General features: G+C 63.2%; 22 protein-coding genes and 1 tRNA gene. 12 read left to right on the top strand and 11 right to left on the bottom strand.

Annotated features, from left to right (window positions below; genetic code table 11):
* The first annotated feature begins 3 nt into the window (after positions 1-3).
* Positions 4-936 carry a DMT family transporter gene (locus I2H36_RS09875; RefSeq protein ID WP_196263726.1) on the top strand — a complete coding sequence of 311 codons (933 nt, stop codon included), beginning with the start codon at positions 4-6 and terminating at the stop codon, positions 934-936.
* A 21-nt stretch (positions 937-957) separates the two neighbouring features.
* On the opposite strand, the gene I2H36_RS09870 is transcribed toward I2H36_RS09875, so the two are convergent.
* A complete protein-coding gene (locus I2H36_RS09870) occupies positions 958-1,242 on the bottom strand; it encodes a hypothetical protein (protein WP_196263725.1) in 285 nt (94 codons plus the stop codon).
* A gap of 210 nt (positions 1,243-1,452) precedes the next feature.
* Between I2H36_RS09870 and I2H36_RS09865 the strand changes: the two genes are divergently transcribed.
* The 4 genes from I2H36_RS09865 (at position 1,453) to I2H36_RS09850 (ending at position 3,661) form a co-directional block, all read left to right on the top strand.
* Positions 1,453-1,779, top strand: a complete 327-nt coding sequence (locus tag I2H36_RS09865) for a hypothetical protein (protein WP_196263724.1) — start codon at positions 1,453-1,455, stop codon at positions 1,777-1,779.
* A gap of 69 nt (positions 1,780-1,848) precedes the next feature.
* Complete coding sequence (locus I2H36_RS09860; RefSeq protein WP_196263723.1) at positions 1,849-2,763, top strand: class I SAM-dependent methyltransferase; 915 nt, start codon at positions 1,849-1,851, stop codon at positions 2,761-2,763.
* A complete protein-coding gene (locus I2H36_RS09855) occupies positions 2,760-3,524 on the top strand; it encodes a pseudouridine synthase (protein ID WP_196263722.1) in 765 nt (254 codons plus the stop codon). Before I2H36_RS09860 ends, I2H36_RS09855 begins: the two co-directional genes overlap by 4 nt.
* A 60-nt stretch (positions 3,525-3,584) precedes the next feature.
* A tRNA-Arg gene (locus tag I2H36_RS09850) sits at positions 3,585-3,661 on the top strand.
* A 397-nt stretch (positions 3,662-4,058) separates the two neighbouring features.
* On the opposite strand, the gene I2H36_RS09845 is transcribed toward I2H36_RS09850, so the two are convergent.
* The 9 genes from I2H36_RS09845 to I2H36_RS09805 all read right to left on the bottom strand — a co-directional run bounded on the left by I2H36_RS09845 (position 4,059) and on the right by I2H36_RS09805 (position 12,293).
* Positions 4,059-4,391, bottom strand: coding sequence for a hypothetical protein (locus tag I2H36_RS09845; RefSeq protein ID WP_196263721.1), 333 nt, complete (start codon positions 4,389-4,391; stop codon positions 4,059-4,061).
* Positions 4,392-4,528: 137 nt separating this feature from the next.
* A complete protein-coding gene (locus I2H36_RS09840) occupies positions 4,529-4,726 on the bottom strand; it encodes a hypothetical protein (protein ID WP_196263720.1) in 198 nt (65 codons plus the stop codon).
* A gap of 124 nt (positions 4,727-4,850) precedes the next feature.
* The gene (locus tag I2H36_RS09835; RefSeq protein ID WP_196263719.1) at positions 4,851-5,030 is read right to left on the bottom strand and encodes a YqaE/Pmp3 family membrane protein; all 180 of its coding nucleotides are present in this window, start codon (positions 5,028-5,030) and stop codon (positions 4,851-4,853) included.
* 77 nt (positions 5,031-5,107) lie between these two features.
* Positions 5,108-5,872, bottom strand: a complete 765-nt coding sequence (locus I2H36_RS09830; RefSeq protein WP_196263718.1) for an SDR family NAD(P)-dependent oxidoreductase — start codon at positions 5,870-5,872, stop codon at positions 5,108-5,110.
* Entirely contained in the window at positions 5,869-7,110 is a 1,242-nt protein-coding gene (locus tag I2H36_RS09825; protein ID WP_196263717.1) for an acyl-CoA dehydrogenase family protein, read from the bottom strand. Before I2H36_RS09825 ends, I2H36_RS09830 begins: the two co-directional genes overlap by 4 nt.
* 70 nt (positions 7,111-7,180) lie before the next feature.
* Positions 7,181-8,329, bottom strand: a complete 1,149-nt coding sequence (locus tag I2H36_RS09820) for an acyl-CoA dehydrogenase family protein (RefSeq protein WP_196263716.1) — start codon at positions 8,327-8,329, stop codon at positions 7,181-7,183.
* Between the two features lie 36 nt (positions 8,330-8,365).
* Positions 8,366-9,562, bottom strand: coding sequence for a pimeloyl-CoA dehydrogenase large subunit (gene pimC, locus I2H36_RS09815; protein ID WP_196263715.1), 1,197 nt, complete (start codon positions 9,560-9,562; stop codon positions 8,366-8,368).
* A 47-nt stretch (positions 9,563-9,609) separates the two neighbouring features.
* Complete coding sequence (pimA, locus tag I2H36_RS09810; protein ID WP_196263714.1) at positions 9,610-11,283, bottom strand: dicarboxylate--CoA ligase PimA; 1,674 nt, start codon at positions 11,281-11,283, stop codon at positions 9,610-9,612.
* Positions 11,280-12,293: an NADPH:quinone oxidoreductase family protein gene (locus I2H36_RS09805; RefSeq protein WP_196263713.1), complete on the bottom strand. Its 1,014-nt coding sequence runs from the start codon at positions 12,291-12,293 to the stop codon at positions 11,280-11,282. The genes pimA and I2H36_RS09805 overlap by 4 nt, the downstream gene beginning before the upstream one ends.
* Positions 12,294-12,556: 263 nt before the next feature.
* On the opposite strand from I2H36_RS09805, the gene I2H36_RS09800 reads away from it, so the two are divergent.
* The 3 genes from I2H36_RS09800 (at position 12,557) to I2H36_RS09790 (ending at position 16,925) form a co-directional block, all read left to right on the top strand.
* Positions 12,557-13,759 (top strand): acetyl-CoA C-acyltransferase, encoded by a 1,203-nt coding sequence (locus I2H36_RS09800; protein ID WP_196263712.1) that lies wholly within the window; start codon positions 12,557-12,559, stop codon positions 13,757-13,759.
* 81 nt (positions 13,760-13,840) lie between these two features.
* Positions 13,841-15,910, top strand: a complete 2,070-nt coding sequence (locus I2H36_RS09795; RefSeq protein WP_343234436.1) for a 3-hydroxyacyl-CoA dehydrogenase NAD-binding domain-containing protein — start codon at positions 13,841-13,843, stop codon at positions 15,908-15,910.
* A gap of 16 nt (positions 15,911-15,926) precedes the next feature.
* Positions 15,927-16,925, top strand: a complete 999-nt coding sequence (locus I2H36_RS09790; protein ID WP_196263710.1) for an alpha/beta fold hydrolase — start codon at positions 15,927-15,929, stop codon at positions 16,923-16,925.
* Here the strand turns inward: I2H36_RS09790 and I2H36_RS09785 are convergent.
* Positions 16,823-18,115 carry a TetR/AcrR family transcriptional regulator gene (locus I2H36_RS09785; protein WP_196263709.1) on the bottom strand — a complete coding sequence of 431 codons (1,293 nt, stop codon included), beginning with the start codon at positions 18,113-18,115 and terminating at the stop codon, positions 16,823-16,825. The two genes, I2H36_RS09790 and I2H36_RS09785, sit on opposite strands and share 103 nt — an antisense overlap.
* Before the next feature lie 430 nt (positions 18,116-18,545).
* On the opposite strand from I2H36_RS09785, the gene I2H36_RS09780 reads away from it, so the two are divergent.
* The 4 genes from I2H36_RS09780 to I2H36_RS09765 are packed head-to-tail and all read left to right on the top strand — an operon-like array spanning position 18,546 to position 21,876.
* On the top strand, positions 18,546-19,412 hold the full coding sequence (locus tag I2H36_RS09780; protein WP_196263708.1) for a branched-chain amino acid ABC transporter permease: 867 nt from the start codon (positions 18,546-18,548) through the stop codon (positions 19,410-19,412).
* Positions 19,409-20,425, top strand: a complete 1,017-nt coding sequence (locus tag I2H36_RS09775; RefSeq protein ID WP_196263707.1) for a branched-chain amino acid ABC transporter permease — start codon at positions 19,409-19,411, stop codon at positions 20,423-20,425. Before I2H36_RS09780 ends, I2H36_RS09775 begins: the two co-directional genes overlap by 4 nt.
* Positions 20,418-21,182: an ABC transporter ATP-binding protein gene (locus I2H36_RS09770; RefSeq protein WP_196263706.1), complete on the top strand. Its 765-nt coding sequence runs from the start codon at positions 20,418-20,420 to the stop codon at positions 21,180-21,182. The genes I2H36_RS09775 and I2H36_RS09770 overlap by 8 nt, the downstream gene beginning before the upstream one ends.
* A complete protein-coding gene (locus I2H36_RS09765; protein ID WP_196263705.1) occupies positions 21,169-21,876 on the top strand; it encodes an ABC transporter ATP-binding protein in 708 nt (235 codons plus the stop codon). The genes I2H36_RS09770 and I2H36_RS09765 overlap by 14 nt, the downstream gene beginning before the upstream one ends.
* The last annotated feature ends 7 nt before the right edge of the window (positions 21,877-21,883 follow it).

Below are 21,883 nucleotides of genomic sequence, written 5' to 3'. Positions count from 1 at the left end.
GTCATGACCTCCTCTCCCGCCGCTCGGGCGAGCGCTTCTCCCGTGGAGCCCGCGACCCTACCGGCCTCCTCGCCGCTGCGGGGCGTTCTGTTCCTGATCGCCTCCACGGTCGTGTTCTCGGTGGCGGACGTGATCACCAAGCAACTGACCTCCACCCTGCCGCCACCGGAAGTGGCGTGGATGCGCTATGCAACCTTTGCGCTCGTGATCGTTCCGATTGTTCTCCTCAAGGGAGGGCCCGCGCTCCTGCGCTCCCGGCGTCCCAAGCTACAGTTGTTGAGGGGCTTCAGCATGGTGGGCTCCTCGCTCCTGTTCATCGAGAGCCTGCCTTATCTGCCCGTGGCCGACGCGACCGCCATCTTCTTCGTCTCGCCTATCCTGATCATGGCCCTGTCGGTTCTCTTCCTCGGCGAAACCGTAGGCTGGCGGCGCTGGACAGCGGCAGCGGTTGGCTTCGTGGGAGTCATGATCGTCGTGCGACCCGGAACGGGAGCCTTCCAGTTCGCGGCGCTCTTGCCGATGATCGCCGCGTCGAGCTGGGCGGTGGGCGCCGTGGTGACCCGCAAGATCGTCGGCGACCATGCCTTCACGACACTGGCCTATTCAGCCCTCGTCGGCACCGTGGTGCTGAGCGCGCTCATGCCGTTCAACTGGGTCACTCCGGATGCGACAGAGATCGGCCTGGGCCTCAGCATGGGCGTGCTGTTCGCCATCGGACACTGGTTCATCGTCCTTGCCTACCGGCATGGCAATGCATCGATGATTGCGCCGTTTTCCTATGTCCAGCTCATCTGGGCCGGCAGCCTGGGCTATCTGGTGTTCGGCACGGTTCCCGATGCCTGGACGACCACCGGTGCCGGGATCATTGCGCTGAGCGGCCTCTACACGGCCTATCGTGAGCGCGTGCGCGCAATGGAGAGGAAGTTCTCGGCCTGAGGCCAGCAGCCCGAAGAGGCCTCAAGCTCCCGAATGGACGACGCGAAGGCGCGGGCGCGCGGTCCGACTGAGGAAGTTGATCTCGATGAAATCCCCGTCCTCGGAGCCTTCGACGAGGCGGTAGCCGAACTGCTCTACGAGCGCGCGCACCTGGCCCAGATTGTCGCGCGAGATCTTGCGGGTGAATTCCGTCAGATCCTGGCTCATGAGCGCCGCCACGATCCCGATCTCGACGCCTTGGTCGAAATCGGCGCTGCGTGCCGGAAAACGAAGCCGCATACCCTCAGCGAGATGGATGTGGTGCATGGGATCCTGGTCAGTTCACGTCCTGTCGGGCGGTGTTTATCGGGCCAAAAATCCTACCGGTTGCTTAAAACAGGCCGGATGGCTCCGGGGCATTCAAGGCGTGGTTAATCCTTCGTGCAGGGTGGATCCCGAAGCTGAGCTTTGCATTAATCCTGCATGATCCGCCCTGTGCGAGCAGGGGTGCGGCAAGACAATGCAATGAGGCGCAGCATGAAGCAGCTTTTGGTCGGGATGGGATTCGCCGCAGGTCTGGTGGGACCGGCGGCTTTGGCCGCGGATGTAGGGGTTCGCTCCAGCCAGGTCCAGACGACGCGCCCCATCGCGAGGCTCGTCGATCAGGGGCTCGGCTATTCGGTGCTGCATGACGTGCCGGGCGTTCCGCAGCGGGGCTATCGCGTGCACGTGACCTGCGCCATCGACGAGAGCTTCATGCAGACCTACTGCCCGACGCCGGTTTATGTCTCCTCCTGCCCGCGGGCTCGCATCAGCTGCGCAGGCGGCACGCAGGAGGTCCGCGCCCTGCGGCTGAAATACTGAATGGCCTAAAGGTTTGCCGCGCAGAGTACGGTGGACTAGAAGTCCCTGGTTCAGCAGCAGGCCAAAAGATTGCACGACTCGACACGAAGCGGCGTCTACGGGACGCCACCGGCCGAATTGGCCGAAGCCCCGGAAGGCGCCACCCAGTTCTCGCCCCTGATCCCAGGCTCCGCAAAGCTGGAGGAGCAGCTGGAGGGCTCATTCAGCAATATGCTGGTGCTGGCGCCGCCCGGCACCGTAGAGCGGCGCTACACCACTGCGTTGGCGCTACGGGCACTTGCTACCGGTGGCACCCTGACGATCCTTGCACCCAAGGACAAGGGCGGCTCGCGGATCGCCAAGGAGCTCAAGGCCTTCGGGTGCGCCGTCTCCGAGATCTCCCGGCGGCACTACCGCATCTGCACCTGTGAGCGGCCTTCGCTGCTGACCGGGATCGATGAGGCACTGACTGAGGGCGGGCCGCGTCTGGATAAGGATTTGGGCCTGTGGACCTGGCCCGGCGTATTCAGCTGGAACCGCCTCGATCCCGGCAGCGTGTTGCTGGAGCAGAGCCTGCCCGCGTTCAGCGGCCGGGGCGCGGATTTCGGCAGCGGCATCGGCATTCTCGCCCGCACGATCCTAGCCTCAGCGACGGTGGAGCATCTTGCGATGCTCGACATCGACCGTCGCGCCATTGAGATGGCTGCCCGGAACATCGCCGATCCGCGTGCCGAGATGCGCTGGATGGATGTCCGCAGCGGCACCGGGCTCCAGGGTCTCAATTTCGTGGTCATGAACCCGCCGTTCCACGATGGCGGCGCCGAGGATCAGAGCTTGGGCCAGAGCTTCATCCGCCGGGCGGCCGAAGCCCTGCGGCCCGGCGGCGTCCTCTGGCTCGTCGCCAACCGCCATCTGCCCTATGAGGGGGTGCTGAAGCCTCTTTTCCGGCGCGTGACCTTGAAGGTCGAGGCCGGCGGGTACAAGATTTACGAGGGGCTGAAATGAGCAAGACACTGAATCTGCGCCTCGATCGGCTCCTGGCCAATCTCGGCTATGGCTCCCGCCGGGAGGTGCAGCAGCTCGTCTGGGCCGGGTTGGTGACGCTCGACGGCGAGGTGATCGAGGATTCCGATCAGCGCATCGCCGTGACCCGCGATCTCTCGGCAAGGATGCAGATCCAGGGCAAGCCCCTTGATCCCCCGCCGGGCCTCATCCTGATGCTGCACAAGCCCTTAGGCGTCACCTGCTCGCACAAGGAAGCCGGCCCTCTGGTCTATAGCCTGCTGCCCGACCGCTGGCGCCGGCGCGATCCGGCCCTCTCGACCGTCGGACGCCTCGACAAGGAAACGTCGGGGCTGCTGCTCATGACCGACGACGGCAACCTGCTCCACCGCATCATCTCGCCCCGTGCGAACATTTCCAAGCGCTACCACGTGACCCTCGACCGGCCGCTGAAAGGGGACGAGGCGGAGATCTTCGCCTCGGGCTCCCTGATGCTGGAAGGCGAGGACAAGCCGCTCCTGCCGGCACAGCTGGAGGTGCTCTCTCCGACAAGCGTCCACGTCACAATTACGGAAGGACGCTATCATCAGGTCCGGCGCATGTTCGCGGCCGTGGGCAATCACGTGACGGCCCTGCACCGCAACCGGATCGCCGCTCTCGACCTGCCGACGGATCTGGAACCGGGACAGTTCCGGATCATGAGCGAGGCTGACCTAGTCCTGATCCTTCCGCCGTCCGGAGCCGCCTCTCATCAAGCCTCATGAGCGGAGAGGTTGCCCTTAAGCCCGTAATCGGGTAGGGAAAGTCCAGGCCCATCGCCTCAAGCACCCGTAGCTCAGCTGGATAGAGCGTTGCCCTCCGAAGGCAAAGGTCACACGTTCGAATCGTGTCGGGTGCGCCACTTCCCATAGAGCAGGAAGTCAGGCGCAACAGGTTACTCTCTCAGACAGTCAGTTGGTCCTCACAGACATCGCAATCAGCAACTGAGAGGTCGCCTGGATCCGTGGTCGTCCGGATAATCCATATCTCTTCGATAAGCCTATCGACCGACGAAGGCGGATGCCAGGATCGTCGTGGCGTAGGCTGAGATCACGAAGAACGGGCCGAGCACGGAAGCCGACACAAGCAGGACAAGCGAGTTCTTGAGGGTACGCATCGTGAGGCTCCTATACCTTGAAGCCTCGATCCTAAAGACGGTAGGGTTAACCTCAGACTAACCTTGGCAGGAAAAATGACTGTGGGGATAAAGACCCCGCATGCGCCGGAATATCCGCTGACATGCGAGGGCCTGAATGCGATCAGTCGCAACGGCGAACCCGCCGCGTCACAGAACCACCCCAGCGGTCCTGCTCCACAATGGTGACATTCCGGCAGGTCTCCTCGTAGGCACCATAGCGCCGCTCATCGCGTCGGGCATCGCGCCGCCCCTGCTCGTATGCACGCTCGGCTTCCCGGCGCTCACGCCAGCGCTCGCGCCGCTCGCGTTCCTCCTGTTGCGGATCACGAACGCCGATCTGAGGGCGGCCATCGGGGCCGATGCCGAACTGAATAGCCGGCTGAGCGATCGAAGGCGTGCCGATGAAGAGACCAGAACCAAGGGCGGCGACAGCCAAAAGAGCAAATTTTCTCATGGTTTCAATTCCTTAGCTGATCGCGACCTAACGTCCGATAACCAAGGCAGTTCCAACCCACAGCCGCGTCGCGGCACCGTGCCTCACACTAAAACAGCGTTCTCAGATTCTAGCCGTGAAGACCTTATTTCAACACCTCATGCTTCGAAGCGTTTACGGGTGGGCTTCCGAGAAGGCAGGCCGGGGGATTTCAAGCCTTCTGCGCCCGACGCTTGGTCTGAACGAACCTGTTGCTCTCCACCGGTGAAGCATTCCTGCCTGATAACCGTCTGGTATCGCTTTCCTGAAAGATCAATCGTGATCTGACGGCCGGAGATGGGATCGAAAATCGTCATCAAGGTCTGCTCTCGTCAGGGGGCGAGGATTACGCTGCCTGCATGAGAGAAACGGCCGAACCTCAACTCTGTTCGGATAACGCATCCTGCAATGTGCGCTCCAGCACGAGGATGAGCGTAGGCTTCAGCGATGAGACGAAGGGTTTCGCCGCGCGATGATCCAGACCGCGTGGACGATGCCGGGGATGTAGCCCAGGATCGTCAGCAGGATGTTGATCCAGAACTGACCGCCGAGGCCCACGGTGAAGAACACACCGACCGGTGGCAGGAGGATGGCAAGGATGATGCGAAGCAGATTACCCATAGGTTCAGGTCATTTGGCCCAGGTCTTGATGAGGATCATGAGTGGAACGGGATCGCGCTTCTCCTGTTCCACTTCTGTCATGCAATCGTAACGCCGCCATCCACGACCACGGTCTGGCCCGTCATGAAGCTGGCCGCCGACGAAGCCAGGAAGGCCGCCACAGGGCCGATCTCGTCAGGCGTGCCAATCCGGCGCAGGGGCGTCTGGCTGTTGCGCTGCTCCAGCGCCTGCGGGTCTTCCCAAAGCGCTCGCGCGAAATCCGTTCTGACCAGGCCCGGGGCGATGCAATTGATGCGCACGTTCTGAGGACCCCATTCCACCGCGAGATTGCGCGCAAGGGCAAAATCTGCCGCCTTCGAGATGCCATAGCCGCCGATCACGCCCGTGCCGCGCAGGCCCGCGATCGACGAGACGATCACGACTGCGCCGCCGCCGCGCTCGGCCATCTCCGGCATGACGAGATTGCAGAGCCAGAGATTGCTCTTCACGTTGGCGCCCATGATCTTGTCGAAGGCCTCGTCGCTGAGGCTGCTCATAGGGCCGTAGACCGGATTGACGGCGGCGTTGCAGACCAGGATGTCCACCGGTCCGAGGCGCTCTCGCGTGCCGGCAACGAGCGCTTCGACCTCGGTTTTGCGCGAGATGTTGCAAGGGATGGCAATGGCCTCGCCGCCTTTTGCGCGGATGCCCTCGACCACGGGCTCGCAAGCCTCGATCTTGCGGCTTGACACCACCACCTTCGCGCCGAGCGAGGCCATGGTCTCCGCAATGGAGCGGCCGATGCCGCGGCTCGAGCCGGTGACGATAGCCACTTTTCCGGACAAATCGAATGGGTTCGTCATGCGGTAGGCCCTGCATTATGCGGCCGGTCGGCCGGATTGTATTTGGCGAGCTCGATCTTGGCGACAGTCTCGCGGTGCACCTCGTCGGGGCCATCCGCGAGTCTCAGCACGCGGGCGCGGGCATAGGCGTAAGCCAAGTGGAAATCCTGGCTGACGCCGCCGCCTCCGCAGACCTGGATTGCGCGATCGACGACCTTCTGCGCCACGTTCGGCGCCACCACCTTGATCATGGCGATCTCGGCACGCGCCGCCTTGTTGCCGACCTCATCCATCATGCGCGCGGCTTGCAGCGTCAGCAGCCGGGCCTGATCGATCTCCATGCGAGATTCGGCAATCCAGTGACGCGTCACGCCGTGATCGGCCACAGGTCGACCGAAGGTGCTTCGCGACAGGGCTCGCTTGCACATGGTCTCCAGGGCGCGCTCGGCCAAGCCGATGGAGCGCATGCAGTGATGGATGCGGCCAGGACCCAAACGTCCCTGGGCGATCTCGAAGCCCCGCCCTTCGCCGAGCAGGATGTTGGAGGCGGGCACACGCACGTTTTCGAACAGAACCTCCGCATGGCCGTGCGGCGCGTCGTCGTAGCCGAACACGGTAAGCGGGCGGGCCACCGTCACACCCGGTGTGTCCATCGGCACCAGGATCATCGATTGCTGCTGGTGCTTGGGCGCATCCGGGTTGGTCTTGCCCATGACGATGGCGATCTTGCAGCGCGGATCCATGGCGCCGGATGTCCACCATTTGCGCCCGTTGATCACGTATTCGTCGCCCTCGCGGCGGATCTCGGTGCGGATGTTGGTGGCGTCCGACGAGGCTACCTCCGGCTCGGTCATGGCAAAGCACGAGCGGATCTCGCCGTCCATCAGGGGCTTGAGCCAGCGCTCCTTGTGCTCCTCCGTACCATAGAGAATGAGCGTTTCCATGTTGCCCGTATCGGGTGCCGAGCAATTGAACGGCTCGGCCCCGATGGGCGAGCGTCCCATGACCTCGCACACCATGGCGTATTCGAGGTTGGACAGGGAATCCGGGTAGTGGCGTTTAGGGAGAAACAGGTTCCACAAGCCCTGCGCTTTGGCGCGGTCTTTCAGGTCTTCCATGACCGGCACCACGCCCCAGCGGTTGGGCATGGCATTGAGCTGCTGCTCGAAGATCTCTTCCGCCGGATAGACATGGGCTTCCATGAATTCCGTGACGCGATGGCGCAAGTCATCGGCCTGCGGGCTTATGGGAAACAGCATCGACGTCTCCTGCGAATAATGATGCCGCATTTTCCAGCGGCGAACCGGATCCACTTCGCCTGAAAATCTTTTAAGCCGCCATGAGGCCACCGGCTTCGGCAAGATTGGAGAGATGATGATCGGCGTCGCCGAACAGGGTGTCGATCATCGTCACGCGCTTGAAGAGATGGCCGACCTTGTATTCCATGGTCATACCGACCCCGCCGTGCAACTGGACCGCCTGCTGGCCGACGAAACGGCCGGAGCGTCCGATCTGCACCTTCGCGGCCGAGATCGCCTTGCGGCGCTCTTCCGGATTCTGCTCCTGCGCCATCATGGCGGCGAACATCGCCATGCTGCGCCCCTGTTCGAGGGCGATGAACATCTCGGAGGAACGGTGCTGCAGCACCTGGAACGAACCGATGGTGGTGTTGAACTGCTTCCGGGTCTTGAGGTAATCGACCGTGAGCTTGAGCATCTCGTCCATGGCGCCGATGGCCTCGGCGGCGAGAGCCGCAATGGCGATGTCGGTCACCTTCTCCACGACGGGCAGGGCGCCTTCCGGGTTGCCGATAACATTCCCGGAATCAACGCGCACGGATTCCAGCGTCACCTCGGCGGCGCGCTGCCCATCCTGTGTCGGGTAGCCCCGGCGAGAGACACCGGGCGCATTCGCATCGACGAGGAAGAGGCCGATGCCGTCCCGGTCGCGGCGGGAGCCTGCAACACGCGCAGTCACCAAAATCTTGTCGGCACTGTCCCCATGCAGCACGACGCTCTTCTGCCCATTGAGGATGAAGCTGCCTCCGTCGCGCTGCGCTGACGTGCCGACATGGAAGAGATCGTAGCGCGACTGCCGCTCCGTATGGCCGAAGGCGAGGCGTAGATCGCCCGATGCGATCTGGGGCAGGTAAGTGGCCTTCTGCTCCTCACTGCCGCCCTGCTTTAGCAGGCCGCCCCCGAGGATGACGGTCGCAAGATACGGTTCGAGCGTCAGCGAGCGCCCGAACGCCTCCATGATCGTCATGGTCTCCACCGGCCCGCCGCCGAAACCGCCATGAGCTTCGTCGAAGGGAAGGGCAAGGAGGCCAAGCTCTGCATAGGCGCTCCACAGGTCCCGGCTCCAGCCTTCCGGCTCCTTGGCATAACGCTGGCGGTTCTCGAAGCCGTAGCGGTCCGCCATCAGGCGATCGACGCTGTCCTTCAAGAGGCGCTGTTCTTCGCTGAGATCAAAGTCCATATCCGCGTTTCCTCAAAGCTCATGTCACACGAGGGGTCAGAACCCCAGGATCGCCTTGGCGATGATATTCTTCTGGATTTCGTTCGAGCCGCCGTAGATCGAGATCTTGCGCCAGTTGAAATAGGTCGGCGCCGCGGTGCTCGCCCAATCCGGTCCGTCGGTCGGCTCGTTGCGGCCTTCCTCCTCCGGGTGGTAGGGCATGGCGAAGGGGCCGACGACCTCCATCAAGAGCTCGGTGGTCGCCTGCTGAATCTCCGAGCCCTTGATCTTGAGGATCGAGGAGGCCGGATCGGGCTTTCCCTTTTCGCGCCGACTCTCGGCGGCCACCACGCGCAGCTGCGTCATCTCGAGTGCCTTCAGCTCCACCTCGACGGCCGCGAGCTTCTCACGGAAGCGCGGAATATCGATCAGCGGCACGTCGCCGATGCGTTCCAGGCTTGCGAGTTCGCGCACACGCTTCAGGCGTGCCTTCGAGATGCCGATGCGGGCGATGCCCACACGCTCATTGCCGAGCAGGAACTTGGCATAGTCCCAGCCTTTGTTCTCCTGGCCGACGAGGTTCTCGACTGGCACGCGCACATCGTCGAAGAACACCTCGTTGACCTCATGACCGCCGTCGATGGTCTGAATCGGCCGCACGGTAATCCCCGACGTCTTCATATCTATGAGCAGGAACGAGATGCCCTCCTGCTTCTTCACGGTGGAATCCGTGCGCACGAGGCAGAAGATCCAGTCTGCGTGCTGGGCGAGCGTGGTCCAGGTCTTCTGGCCGTTGACGATGTAGTACTCGCCGTCTCGTTTCGCCGTGGTCTTGAGCGACGCGAGATCGGAGCCGGCGCCCGGTTCGGAGAAGCCCTGGCACCACCAATCGTCGAGATTGGCGATGCGTGGCAGGAAGCGGCGCTTCTGGTCTTCGTTGCCGAAGGTGTAGATCACCGGGCCGACCATGCTGACGCCGAAGGCCAGCGGCTCGGGGGCTGGCGCCTGCTGCAGTTCGTCACGGAAGATGTACTGCTTCACCGGGCTCCATCCGGTGCCGCCCCATTCCACCGGCCAATGCGGCACGGCCCAGCCCTTGGTATTGAGGATGCGGCTCCAGGTGACGAGGTCGTCCTTGCTCGGGTGATGACCTTCGATCATTTTGCGGCGGATCGAGTCGGGCAGGGCGGTGCGGAAGAATTCGCGTACCTCGTCGCGGAAGGCGAGTTCCTCGTCGGTGAAGCGCAGATCCATGGGCGATAACCTCTAAGCAGAAACACGAAGGGAATGGGGGCGGCTGGTCATGACGTGGCGCTCTCCGCCTTGCGACGCTCGGCATCGCGCAGCTCGATCTTCGACAGCTTGCCGACCGATGTGCGCGGAAGTGCCTCCCGGATTTCGAGAGCGGCCGGCATCTCGTGCTTGCCGATCTTGTCGGCCAGAAACGCCTGCAGCTCTTCCAGGGTGAAACCGGGCGCATCGTTCTTCAACTTGACGAACACCTTAGCAGCTTCTCCCCGATAAGGATCCGGAATGCCGATCACCAGAGCTTCCTCGACCTGCGGGTGCTCGTAGACCGCTTGCTCGATCATCTGCGGGTAAACGTTGAAGCCGCCGGAGATGATCATGTCCTTGCGGCGGTCGACGATGAAGAAGTAGCCGTCCTCGTCCATGTACCCGATATCGCCGGTCAGAAAGCCATCCAGGGTGAAGGCCTCTGCCGTCTCCTTCGGCTTGTTCCAGTAGCCGCGGCTGACATTGAGACCCCGGACGCGAAGCTCACCGGTCTCACTCACCCCGAGCACGCTGCGGGGTTCATCGAGGGACACGATATCGAGCTCGACGCCCGGCATGGGAATGCCGATGGATCCCGGCTTCGGCGGTCCTTTCAGCGGTAGGTTCGTTCCGGCGGGAGAGGTCTCCGTCATCCCCCAGCCGCCGAGAAGGCGCTGTCCCGTGAGGCGATGGAAACGCTCCCCAACCTCGACCGGCAACGGCGCCCCTCCGGAGCTGAGATGGATCACGGAGGAGAAGTCGCGTTTCTCGATGCCCGGATGATTGGCAAGCGCAATCCACATCGTGGGAACGCCGGGAAATGCGGTGGCGCGCTTCACCTCGACGTCGCGCAACGTGGTCTCAGGGTCGAAGCGCAGGCGAAGCAGGATCTCATTGCCGTTCTTGATCTGCCGCAGCAGGATCGTGGTCAGCGCGAAGATGTGGAACAGCGGTAGGGCGCAGATCACCTTCTGCTCGCCGGGGCGCGTGTTCAGCTGCGGGCCGAACCATGCCTCGTACATAGCGACCGCCGCTGTGAGATTGCCATGGGTGAGGATGGCGCCTTTCGGCGTGCCGGTGGTGCCGCCGGTATATTGCAGCAGCGCGATGTCGTCCGGCATGATCGCGGGCCATTGCGCGGGTGGGGCCGCATCACGCGTGAAGGCTTCGAAGGTGGTGACATCAGACCGCTCGGGGATTGGCATGACCGGCGCTGGGCACGGTCCCCACACGGCATCCTCGCCGACGATCAGCCGATCCACATGCCCGGCATCCAGGAGCTTGAGCCCCATCGACAGCATGCTGGTGAGATTGGTGGTCACGAGAATGCGCGCGCCGCTGTCGTGCAGCTTGTGCGCCAGCTCTCGTTCGGCATCGAGCGGGCTCAGATGAGCGAGGCGGATCCCGGCCTTCGCGGCACCGAAGAATGCAAATGGATGATAAGGTGTATTGGGCAGATAAAGGGCGACAGCCCCTTCCGGATTGATCGATGACCGGAGGAGGGCGGCGGCGAATGCATCGGCCTGACCGCCGATCTCGGTGTAGCTGATGGGCCGGTCCCGGTATTCGATGGCAGGCCTGTCGCCATAAGCTGCCACCGCCTCATCAAGGAGCCTGGGCAGCGTCGACGGCACGATGGGAGCATCCCACCGGACGCCGGGCGGGTAGGAACGCTCCCAGGGAAAGGCCGTCCTGTTCATGCAGCGCCCGCTCCATCCATGGTGACGACGATCTTGCCAAGGGCCTTGCGTGCGCTCAATGCCGCGATGGCTTCGCCGGCTCGGGCCAGGGGCACGCGCTCGGAAATCACCGGCTTGATTGTCCCGCCCGCATAGAGGTCGAGGAGTTCTCTCAGATTGGCCCCATTCGCCTTCGGGTCGCGTTTGGCGAAGGCCCCCCAGAACACGCCGACGATCTGGCAAGATTTCAGGAGCGGCAGGTTGAGGGGAAGCTTCGGGATCCCGGCCGGGAAGCCGACCACGAGGAAGCGCCCCTCCCAGGCGATAGCCCGCAGGGCCGCTTCCGAGTAATCGCCACCCACCGGATCATAGACCACGTCGGCACCGTTTGGGCCGCACACGGTCTTGAACTGTTCGGCCAGGGCCTTGATGCCATCGCGGTCGAAGGGGCCAGGCGCATAGACGATGCTCTCGTCGGCGCCATGCTGCTTCGCAAGCGCTGCCTTTTCTTCAGAGGAGACGGCGGCGATCACCTTCGCGCCCATCGCCTTGCCGAGTTCCACGGCGGCAAGTCCAACGCCTCCCGCCGCGCCCAGCACCAGCAGGGTCTCGCCGGTCTTCAGCCCGGCTCGGTCCTTGAGAGCGTGATAGGAGGTGCCATAGGTCATCACGAAGGCTGCTGCCTCGTCGAAGGGCATGGCGTCCGGCATAGGAATACAGCGGTCGGCCGAGAGGGCGAGCTTTTCGGCCATGCCGCCCCAGCCGCAGGAGCCAATCACCCGGTCGCCGGCTTTCAGGAAGGACACGCCTTCGCCCACCGCCTCGACAATCCCGGAGACCTCGCTGCCGGGCGCGAAGGGGCGCTCGGGCTTGAACTGATAGCGGTCCTCAATGATCAGCGCATCGGGATAGTTCACCCCGCAGGCCTTGACGGCCAGCAGGATTTCGCCCGGCTTCGGGCTCGGCTCGGCCACGGATTCCTGCACGAGCGTCTCGGGTCCGCCCGGCTGTTTGCTGAGTAGGGCCAGCATCCTTCGCTTCCTCCCCAGAAAGCGCACAATCTTTATTGGAAGGTAGGGTACCCCCGCCATCTCCAGATGCAAGCCGATTTTTCGAAAAAATTTAGGGACGTGAATTTTCCTCATATTTTCAAAAGGATTTGGGCTAGACAAAAACATACCGCTTTTGTCATTAATAGCACCAGACAAGGTTAGGAGCGCTCGCCGCCGCCGGCGCCGGGTGGCTTGGAATGAAGGGGCCGCAATCGCCCCAGCGATCCAGGGAGGATCCTACAATGCGTGAAGCTGTCATCGTTTCCACGGCCCGCACCCCCATCGGAAAGGCCTATCGCGGCGCCTTCAACGACACCCAGGCCCAGGCTCTCGGCGGCCATGCCATCGCCGAAGCGGTGAAGCGCGCCGGCATCGATCCGGGCGAGATCGGCGATGTGGTGATGGGCGCAGCATTGCAGCAGGGCTCGACCGGATCCAACATCGCCCGTCAGGCAGCCTTGCGCGCGGGCCTGCCCACGAGCGTCGCCGGCATGAGCATGGACCGGCAATGCGCTTCCGGTCTCATGGCTATCGCGACCGCCGCCAAGGAGATCGTCGTCGACGGGATCGGCATCGCGGTCGGCGGCGGTCTCGAATCGATTTCCCTGGTCCAGAACGAGCATGCGAATCGCTACCGCGCCAAGGACCCCGCGCTCGTGGAGACGGTTCCGGCGCTTTACATGACCATGCTTGAGACCGCTGAGACAGTGGCCGACCGCTACGGGATCTCCCGCGAGGCGCAGGACGAATACGCCCTGCAGTCGCAGCAGCGTACCGCCCAGGCCCAGGCCGAGGGGCGCTTCGCGGACGAGATCGTTCCCATGACGACCCGCATGGTCGTGGTCGACAAGGCGAGCGGCGCCACCTCCCAGCGGGAGATCACGCTCTCGCAGGACGAGGGCAATCGTCCGCAGACGCGGCTCGAGGATCTCCAGGCGCTGAATCCGGTCTTCAAGGACGGGATGCGCGTGAAGGAGGGTCGCTTCATCACGGCGGGCAATGCCTCGCAATTGTCGGACGGCGCCTCGGCGGCCGTCCTGATGGAAGCGAAAGAAGCCGAGCGCCGTGGCCTGCAGCCGCTCGGCGCCTATCGCGGCATGGCGGTGGCCGGATGCGATCCGGACGAGATGGGCATCGGGCCGGTCTTTGCCGTGCCGAAGCTGCTCAAGCAGCATGATCTGACAATGGACGACATCGACATCTGGGAGCTGAATGAAGCCTTCGCCTGCCAGGTGCTCTATTGCCGCGACCGGCTCGGCATTCCCAACGAGAAGCTCAATGTCAGCGGCGGCGCCATCTCCATCGGCCATCCCTATGGCATGTCGGGCGCGCGCATGACCGGGCATATCCTGATCGAGGGCAAACGCCGCGGCGCCAAATACGGCGTCGTCACCATGTGCGTGGGCGGCGGCATGGGGGCTGCCGGTCTTTTCGAGATCTACTAAGACACGTCTTCAAGACAAGCGCACCGAATCAGGGGAGAGACAAGCATGAGCCGCGCGGCCGAGACGAGTTCCGCAACCCGCATCAACCCCGTCGTCGAGCTGAGACGCGACGGCGAGATCGCCGTGCTCGCCATCAACTCGCCCCCCGTGAACGCACTCTCGGCGCAGGTGCGCGAAGGCATCGTGGAGGGCGTCCGGCAAGCCGGCACTGACGCGCGCGTCAAGGCCGTGGTGCTCCATTGCGAAGGCCGCACCTTCTTCGCTGGTGCCGACATCAGCGAGTTTGGCAAACCGCCGAAGCAGCCGATGCTGCCCGAAGTCGTGGACTTCATCGAAGCCTCGTCGAAGCCGGTGGTCGCCGCCCTTCATGGCACGGCGCTCGGCGGCGGTCTGGAGACGGCGCTCGCCTGCCATTACCGCGTGGCGGTGCCTTCCGCGAAATGCGGCTTCCCGGAAGTAAAGCTCGGGTTGCTGCCAGGTGCCGGCGGAACACAGCGCCTGCCGCGCCTTGTAGGGCCGGAGCGGGCCATGGACATGATCACCTCCGGCAGCCCGGTCTCGGCGAAGGTCGCGAAGGAAATGGGCATTGTCGATGAGATCGTCGACGAGACTGATCTTCTGGCCAGCGCCATCGCCTTCGCACGCAAGTTGGTTGCCGAGAACCGGCCGCTCAAGAAGGTGCGCGATCTCGACGACAAGATCGCGGCAGCCCGCGGCAAGCCGGAGATTTTCGAGGCTTTCCGCAAGGCGAACGCCCGCAAGTTCCGTGGCTTCCAGGCACCGGAATACAACATCCGCTGCGTCGAGGCGGCGGTGAATCTGCCTTTCGACGAGGGCATCAAGCTGGAGCGCCAACTGTTCCAGGAACTCGTGAGCGGCGAGCAGTCGGCGGCCCAGCGGCACGTGTTCTTCGCCGAGCGCCAGGTCTGGAAGATTCCGGACATTTCCGATGATACGCCGACACTGCCGGTGAAGAAGGTCGGCGTCATCGGCGCCGGGACCATGGGCGGCGGCATCTCGATGAACTTCGCCAATGCTGGCCTGCCCGTCACCATCGTCGAGGCGAAGCCCGACGCGCTGGAGCGGGGCCTGGGCGTGATCCGCCGCAACTACGAGAGCACGGCCAAGAAGGGCCGCATGAGCATGGAGGATGTGGAGCGCCGCATGGAGCTCCTCACCGGCAGCCTCAGGCTGGAGGACCTCGCCGATTGCGACCTCATCATCGAGGCGGTGTTCGAGAACATGGCGATCAAGAAGGAGATTTTTTCGAAGCTCGATGCCATTGCCAAGCCCGGCGCGATTCTCGCCAGCAACACGTCCTATCTCAATGTGAACGAGATCGCCGCGATGACGAAGCGGCCGGAGCACGTGCTCGGCATGCACTTCTTCTCTCCGGCCAACATCATGCGGCTTCTGGAGGTCGTGCGCGGCGAAAAGACCGACAAGCGGGTGATCGCCACTGCGATGCAGCTCGGCCGCCAGATCGGCAAGATCGCCGTGCTGGTGGGCGTCTGCCACGGCTTCGTCGGCAACCGCATGCTCGAGCCGCGTCAGCGCGAGGCCAACCGCCTGATTCTCGAAGGCGCGATGCCCTGGGACGTGGACCGCGTGCTCTACGAGTTCGGCTTCCCCATGGGGCCCTTCGCCATGGCCGATCTTGCCGGTCTCGACATCGGCTGGTCGCGCGAGACCTCGAAAGGCGAGACCGCGCGCGAGATCCTGTGCGAGCAGGATCGTCGCGGCCAGAAGACCGGCGCGGGCTTCTACGATTACGACGAGAACCGCAACGCCAAGCCGTCCGAGCTGGTGGAGCAGATCATCCTCGATCTCTCGGACAAGAAGGGCATCACGCGTCGTGAAATTTCCGATCAGGAAATCCTGGAGCGCTGCGTCTACACGATGATCAACGAGGGCGCGAAGATCCTGGAGGAGGGCATCGCGATCCGCTCCTCTGACATCGATATCGTGTGGATCAACGGCTATGGCTGGCCGGTCTATCGCGGCGGGCCGATGTTCTATGCCGAGCAGGTGGGCTTGGGCAAAGTGCTCGAGCGGCTACGCGCCTACGAGGCCAAGTTCGGGGCCGATTTCAAGCCGGCCGCGCTGCTTGAGCGTCTCGTTGCCGAGGGCAAGGGTTTTCGCGATCTCTGAACGGATCGCTCCCCCTATGAACGATACCGCTCCCAACCCGCGGCGCCAGACGCTGCTCGCATCGCTTGACGGCGCGCGCCCAAGCGCGCCGGCTTGGTTCCAGCAGGCTCTGGAGCAAGCGCCGGATCGTGGCTTCACCGAGGCAGCGGGTGCCCGGATCGAGACGCTCACATGGGGCGAGCGTGGCAAGCCGGGGCTCTTGTTCCTTCATGGCAACGGAGCTCATGCCGATTGGTGGAGCTTCATCGCGCCGTTCTTCTCAAACGCGTATCGCTGCACGGCCCTCTCCTGGTCGGGCATGGGCGGGTCGGATCGGCGCGAGCGCTATTCCTTCGACATCTTCGTCGAGGAGGCGATGACGGTCGCGGAGACGACAGGCTTGTTCGAGAGCAAGGTCAAGCCCGTCTTCATCGGCCATTCCTTCGGGGGCTTTCCCATCATTGAGGCCGCCGCACGGCACGGGGAGCGCCTGGGCGGCGGGATCATCATCGACACGCCGATCTTCTCAGCCGAAAGGCGCAAGGAGCGTCGGGAGAAGGGGTCGGCCTGGGAGATGCGTCCTCACAAGATCTATCCGACGTTGGAGGATGCCCTGCAGCGTTTTAGGCTAGTGCCCGCGCAGCCTTGCGAGAACCTCTTCATCGCGGATTTCATCGCCCGAACCTCGTTGACCCAGGTCGACACTTCGGAAGGCTCTGGATGGACTTGGCGCTTCGACCCGTATCTGTGGCGCGACTACGAATGGGAGGATCCGGCACCGGCCCTCTCGGCTCCCAAATGCCTTCTCGCGGTTCTGCTGGGCGCCCGCTCCACCCTGATGCACGAGGGCGACATCGCGCGGATGCGCAGGATCCTGCCGCTTGGCACCCCGGTAATCGACATCCCCGAGGCCTACCACCACGTGCCGATCGATCAGCCTCTCGCGTTGGTCGCGGCGCTCCGCGCCGTGTTGGCCGGCTGGGCCTCGGCTTCCGCCTCCGGTGAGAACACGCCGATGAACAGCGGTCTGGCGTAGATATCCGCCGCCGTGTCCCGCGTGACGCCTGAAATCCAGCGCTCAAGCTCCGCCGCTGCGTTGATGGCGCTGTCGACCACATGGGCAGCCACGAAGGGATCGAGCGGGCGGATCGAGCCGTCCATCATGCCGTCGACGACGAAGCTGCTGAAGCGCTGCGCCAGCCGGTCCATGGTACGCTTGGTCTGGCCCCTCAAACCCTCCGGCAGGGCACTGAAGGCGGAGATGCGCAGCAGCGGTCCCTGATCTGACAGCTGGTAGCGGATCAGCTCGTTCGTTGCCGCGCAGAGACGATCCCAACCTGTCTTTCCATCCGCTTCCGCGGCCTGCTGGACCTGCCGCATCACCGCGAAGGTGCGCTCGAAGCAGGCGGTCACGAGATCGTCCTTGTTGTCGTTGTGGTGATAGAACGACCCCTTGGTGACGTTCAGCCGGGCCGAGATCTTCTCCACCGAGGCGCCCCGGTAGCCCTGTTCGTTGATCAGGATGGTGGCCGAACGCAGGAACGCCTCGGGTGAAACCTCCTCAACCGAGGGCCAAGTCATCTGCGGCAGAACTGACGGGCGCCACGCCGCCTGCGGAGCGGCGATCCCGTGATTGAGGATGTCGCTGATCCTGTCGGCGACGCGTCGGTAGTCCTGGGGCTCGTAATGATCGATCCAGTGCCGGACGCCGTGCATGACGGAGATCAGCAGATGGACGCGCGCATTTTTCTGGGCGCGGCTCAAAGTCGGTGCACCATCGAGATCGTACAGACTGCGCAGGTGCCGGAACATCTGGTTATAGGTATCGAACACCAGCTCCACATGCGGGCTGGTCAGCGACCGCATGTCGCTAAAGCTCATGAGCGGCGGCTGATCTCCCGAGGCGCTTTCTGCCAGCCTCTCGCAATAAAGCCGCAGGATCGTCCGCAGGCGCTCCTCCGGGGTCTCACGTTGCAGGGCAGTGGCGATGAGCGCATCCAGCGCTTCGATGGAGCGCAGGAGGCAGGCCGTCGCCAGCTCTTCCTTCTTGCGGTAATAATAGGTGACGCTGTTGGTAATCAGCCCGACGCTCTGGGCCACATCGGCCAAGGTCGTCCCCTTCAATCCTTTCTGGTTGAAGAGCTGGACGGCCCCGTCGAGGATGGCTTGTCGCTTCTGCTCGTAGCGCTTGGTCTGGCGCGGGAGAGCGGTGGAGGTCGGCGTCATGGTAGTCTTGTGGCTCCTGGACCGAGGGCTAGCCGAGGGCCGCCCATGGTTGAGCTCCTAACACGAATTGATGCCGGGAGCGATGCCGCGCGTGCAACTCTTCGACTGTACCGGTTGTTCTAAGAGGAAGTCGAGCACGAATTCCGGGCCGTCGAAAGTCGGTGCGATTCTCCTTCCATCATGCGTTGACGAGGCCCTAGTCTCGTGCCAGTCTTCCTTCATACACAGGACAGGGCCAATGAAGCTCTGCCGACGGTGCGAGCCCAAAAAAGGACCGTACCGTTCATTCGAGAGGAAACGATCCGAGGAGCCCGGTTCGTCCGGTTTGAGGGTCTGGTGCCGCAAGTCACAGGCCCTTGGTCCCGCCCCAGCCAGGCGGGAATTTCGGTCGAGCACGGGAGCCCGGAGCCCAGGAGGAGGACGCGGCTCCTTGAACATCTTCTTTCAGCAGGTTCTGAACGGGCTGACGCTCGGGAGCGTCTACGCGCTCGTGGCCCTTGGCCTGACCCTCGTCTACGGGATTCTTCACATCCCCAACTTCGCCCATGGCGCGCTTTACATGGTGGGGGCCTATGCGGCCTTTTACCTTGTGGGCTCGCTCGGGGCGAATTACTGGGTCGCCATGGCCGGAGCGGCCATTGTCGTGGCCGCCCTCGCGGTTCTGTCGGATCGCCTTATCTTCCATCGGCTTAGAAATGCGCCGCCGCTACATGACATGATCGCGGCGATCGGCCTTCTTCTGTTTCTCGAAGCCGGCATTCAGGCGATCTGGGGTGCGGAATTCCACCGCCTTGCGCCGCCTTACCCGCAGATCGTGCGCCTCTTCGATCTCGTGGCTCCCGCGCAGCGCCTGATCATCATCGCGGCGGCATTCGGATTGATGTTTGTGCTCCATCTCTTCCTGACGCGCACGCTCACCGGTTCGACGATCATCGCCATGGCCCAGAACCGAGAGGGGGCCTCCCTGGTCGGCATCGATGCCACCAAGGTTTCGGTTCTCACCTTCGCGATTTCCGGTGCGCTTGCGGCTGTGGCCGCGACGCTCTTTGCACCCATCAACCTGATCTATCCCTCCATGGGCCATCTCGTGATCATGAAGGCTTTCGTGATCATCATCCTGGGCGGCATGGGCAGCATCCCGGGTGCCATCGTCGGCGGTCTCGTGATCGGGTTTGCCGAAAGCTTCGGGGCCTTCTACGTCTCCACGAACTACAAGGATATCATCGCGTTCGCGCTGCTCGTCCTGATCCTGTCTTTCCGGCCCCAGGGCCTCTTTCCCAGCGGGGCCCGGGCATGACGTCGAAGACCTTGCAAAAGCCTCTTCTCGCCATCCTGCTAGTCCTGGCCATCGTCTTCCCGATGGTCGCCGCGAACGACTATTACATCTACGTGATGTCTCTCGCCTACATCATGGCGATCGCGGCCGTGGGCCTGAACCTCATCCTGGGCTATACGGGCCAGCTTAACTTGGCGCATGCGGGCTTCATGGCCATCGGCGCCTACACGGTCGGCATCCTGACCGTCGATTATGGTGTTCCTTATTGGATCGCCTTCGTGGTTGCAGGAATCGTGAGTGCCGTCATCGGCTTCTTTGCCGGTCTCCTCTCGCTGCGGCTGAAGGGTCACTTCTTCTCGATCTTCACCCTCTGCGTCGGCTTCATGATCTATCTCGTCATCGAGAAGTCGGATGCGCTGACCCATGGAACGGTAGGCATCATCGACATTCCGGCGCCCACCGGTATCGGCCCGATCCGCTTCGACAACACTTGGTCGCAATACTACCTTGTGCTGTTCTTCCTGGTCGTGAGCCTGTGGCTGATGAGTCGGATCGTGCATTCCCTGCTGGGGCGCGCCTTCGTGGCCATCCGCAACGGTGAGGACTTGGCTGAGACGCTGGGCATCAACCTGATGCGAACGAAGGTTCTCGCCTTCGTGCTCTCCACCTTCTATGCCGGCATGGCCGGTGCGCTCTACGCAGGCTTCGTACGGTTCATCGGCCCGGCCATGGCGCTGGAGAGCCACACCTTCGATATGATCGCCTTCATCCTGGTCGGCGGCATCGGTACTCTGTTCGGGCCGCTGCTCGGGGCCATCCTGCTGACCTGGCTCACGCAATCCCTGCAGTTCCTGCAGGACTTCCGGATGATCGTATTCGGTCCGCTGCTGATCCTCCTGGTGATGTTCTTCCCGCAGGGTCTCATCGGCTATTGGCGTGAACGGCAGGTCCGGCGGGCAGCAGCTTCCATGCAGGACAGGCGCCTTCAGCGCTCCGTGATCGGCTCGCAGCAGGAGGTCAGCACCAATGCTTGAGATCCAAGGGCTGACCAAGCGCTTCGGCGGTCTGACAGCCGTCCGCGATGTCACCACCACCTTCGAAAAGAACCGCATCAACGCGATCATCGGGCCGAACGGTGCCGGCAAGACTACGTTCTTCAATCTGGTGAGCGGCTATCACAAGCCGACTACCGGGCGCATCATCTTCGACGGGCAGGACGTGACGGGTCTCAGGCCCGATCAGGTGGCAAAACTGGGTGTCGCGCGCACGTTCCAGTCGACCACCCTGTTCGACAAGGCGACCGTGCTCGACAACCTCATCGTCGGGCATCGACTTCGCACCGCCTCCACCTTCTGGGACGTGATTCTCGGCACGCGCCGCCTGAAAGAGGACGAGCATCGCTGCCGCGCCAAGGCCGAGGAGGTGCTCGACTTCGTCGGCCTCTCCCCGGTGGCGCATCATCTGGCGGCGGACATCTCGCAGGAGGAGCGCAAGCGCGTCGCTTTTGCTCTGGCGCTCGCCACCGATCCGAAAATCGTGCTGCTCGACGAGCCCGCCGGCGGCGTCAATCCGGAGGAAACCCTGGGCTTGGCCGAACTCATCCGGAAGATGATCCGCAAGGGACTGACCGTGTGCCTGATCGAGCACAAGATGGACATGATCATGAGCCTTGCCGACAAGATCGTGGTGCTCGACCATGGCGAGATGATCGCTCAAGGGACACCGGCGCAGATCCGGTCCGATCAGCGCGTCATCGAAGCCTATCTGGGAGCTGACTATGCTGCGGCTTGAGGGAGCACAGCTCAACTACGGCAGCTTTCGGGCGCTCGATGGAATCTCGATCCATGCGGAGCCCGGCGAACTTGTGGTAATGCTGGGTGCCAATGGTGCTGGGAAGAGCTCCCTATTCCTTGCCATCAGCGGACTGCGCAAGCTCAGCCGCGGCAATATTTGGTTCAAGGATCAAAACATCGCCGGGCGCAAGCCGTCCCAGATCGTCCAGTCCGGCGTCGTGCATTGCCCGGAAGGGCGCAAGCTCTTCCCCGAGATGTCCGTCCGCAAGAACCTGCTTCTCGGCGCTTATGTCCATCGCCAGGACAAGAAGGAAACCGAGAAGATACTCGATCAGGTCTATGAGATGTTCCCGATCCTGCACGAGAAGCGGAACGACATGGCTGGCTCCTTGAGCGGCGGCCAGCAGCAAATGGTGGCTATCGGCCGAGCCCTCATGGGGCGGCCGCAGGTTCTGCTACTGGATGAGCCATCGCTCGGCCTTGCGCCTCTTGTGGTCAAGCAGGTGCTCGGCGTCATCAAGGCGATCAATGACAAGGGCACGACGGTTCTGCTCGCCGAGCAGAACGCCTATGCGGCCCTGCAAATCGCCCATCGCGCTTACGTCATCGAGAGCGGCCGGATCGTCATGGAAGGTGATCGCGACACCCTGCTCAACGATGAGCGCGTCCGGAAAGCCTATATCGGCGCCTGATCCGCGC

This window comes from Microvirga terrestris, assembly GCF_015694425.1.
Taxonomy (GTDB): Bacteria; Pseudomonadota; Alphaproteobacteria; order Rhizobiales; family Beijerinckiaceae; genus Microvirga; species Microvirga terrestris.
This window is presented reverse-complemented; position numbering and strand designations above follow the sequence as displayed.

Excerpts from the sequence above, each read along its gene's own strand:
- I2H36_RS09865 (WP_196263724.1), top strand. The coding sequence starts at position 1,453 with ATGAAGCAGCTTTTGGTCGGGATGGGATTCGCCGCAGGTCTGGTGGGA.
- I2H36_RS09785 (WP_196263709.1), bottom strand. The coding sequence starts at position 18,115 with ATGACGCCGACCTCCACCGCTCTCCCGCGCCAGACCAAGCGCTACGAG.
- I2H36_RS09855 (WP_196263722.1), top strand. The coding sequence starts at position 2,760 with ATGAGCAAGACACTGAATCTGCGCCTCGATCGGCTCCTGGCCAATCTC.
- I2H36_RS09875 (WP_196263726.1), top strand. The coding sequence starts at position 4 with ATGACCTCCTCTCCCGCCGCTCGGGCGAGCGCTTCTCCCGTGGAGCCC.
- I2H36_RS09800 (WP_196263712.1), top strand. The coding sequence starts at position 12,557 with ATGCGTGAAGCTGTCATCGTTTCCACGGCCCGCACCCCCATCGGAAAG.
- I2H36_RS09790 (WP_196263710.1), top strand. The coding sequence starts at position 15,927 with ATGAACGATACCGCTCCCAACCCGCGGCGCCAGACGCTGCTCGCATCG.
- I2H36_RS09765 (WP_196263705.1), top strand. The coding sequence starts at position 21,169 with ATGCTGCGGCTTGAGGGAGCACAGCTCAACTACGGCAGCTTTCGGGCG.
- I2H36_RS09835 (WP_196263719.1), bottom strand. The coding sequence starts at position 5,030 with ATGGGTAATCTGCTTCGCATCATCCTTGCCATCCTCCTGCCACCGGTC.
- I2H36_RS09845 (WP_196263721.1), bottom strand. The coding sequence starts at position 4,391 with ATGAGAAAATTTGCTCTTTTGGCTGTCGCCGCCCTTGGTTCTGGTCTC.
- I2H36_RS09840 (WP_196263720.1), bottom strand. The coding sequence starts at position 4,726 with ATGACGATTTTCGATCCCATCTCCGGCCGTCAGATCACGATTGATCTT.
- I2H36_RS09830 (WP_196263718.1), bottom strand. The coding sequence starts at position 5,872 with ATGACGAACCCATTCGATTTGTCCGGAAAAGTGGCTATCGTCACCGGC.
- I2H36_RS09775 (WP_196263707.1), top strand. The coding sequence starts at position 19,409 with ATGACGTCGAAGACCTTGCAAAAGCCTCTTCTCGCCATCCTGCTAGTC.
- I2H36_RS09805 (WP_196263713.1), bottom strand. The coding sequence starts at position 12,293 with ATGCTGGCCCTACTCAGCAAACAGCCGGGCGGACCCGAGACGCTCGTG.
- I2H36_RS09770 (WP_196263706.1), top strand. The coding sequence starts at position 20,418 with ATGCTTGAGATCCAAGGGCTGACCAAGCGCTTCGGCGGTCTGACAGCC.
- pimC (WP_196263715.1), bottom strand. The coding sequence starts at position 9,562 with ATGGATCTGCGCTTCACCGACGAGGAACTCGCCTTCCGCGACGAGGTA.
- I2H36_RS09870 (WP_196263725.1), bottom strand. The coding sequence starts at position 1,242 with ATGCACCACATCCATCTCGCTGAGGGTATGCGGCTTCGTTTTCCGGCA.
- I2H36_RS09820 (WP_196263716.1), bottom strand. The coding sequence starts at position 8,329 with ATGGACTTTGATCTCAGCGAAGAACAGCGCCTCTTGAAGGACAGCGTC.
- I2H36_RS09825 (WP_196263717.1), bottom strand. The coding sequence starts at position 7,110 with ATGCTGTTTCCCATAAGCCCGCAGGCCGATGACTTGCGCCATCGCGTC.
- pimA (WP_196263714.1), bottom strand. The coding sequence starts at position 11,283 with ATGAACAGGACGGCCTTTCCCTGGGAGCGTTCCTACCCGCCCGGCGTC.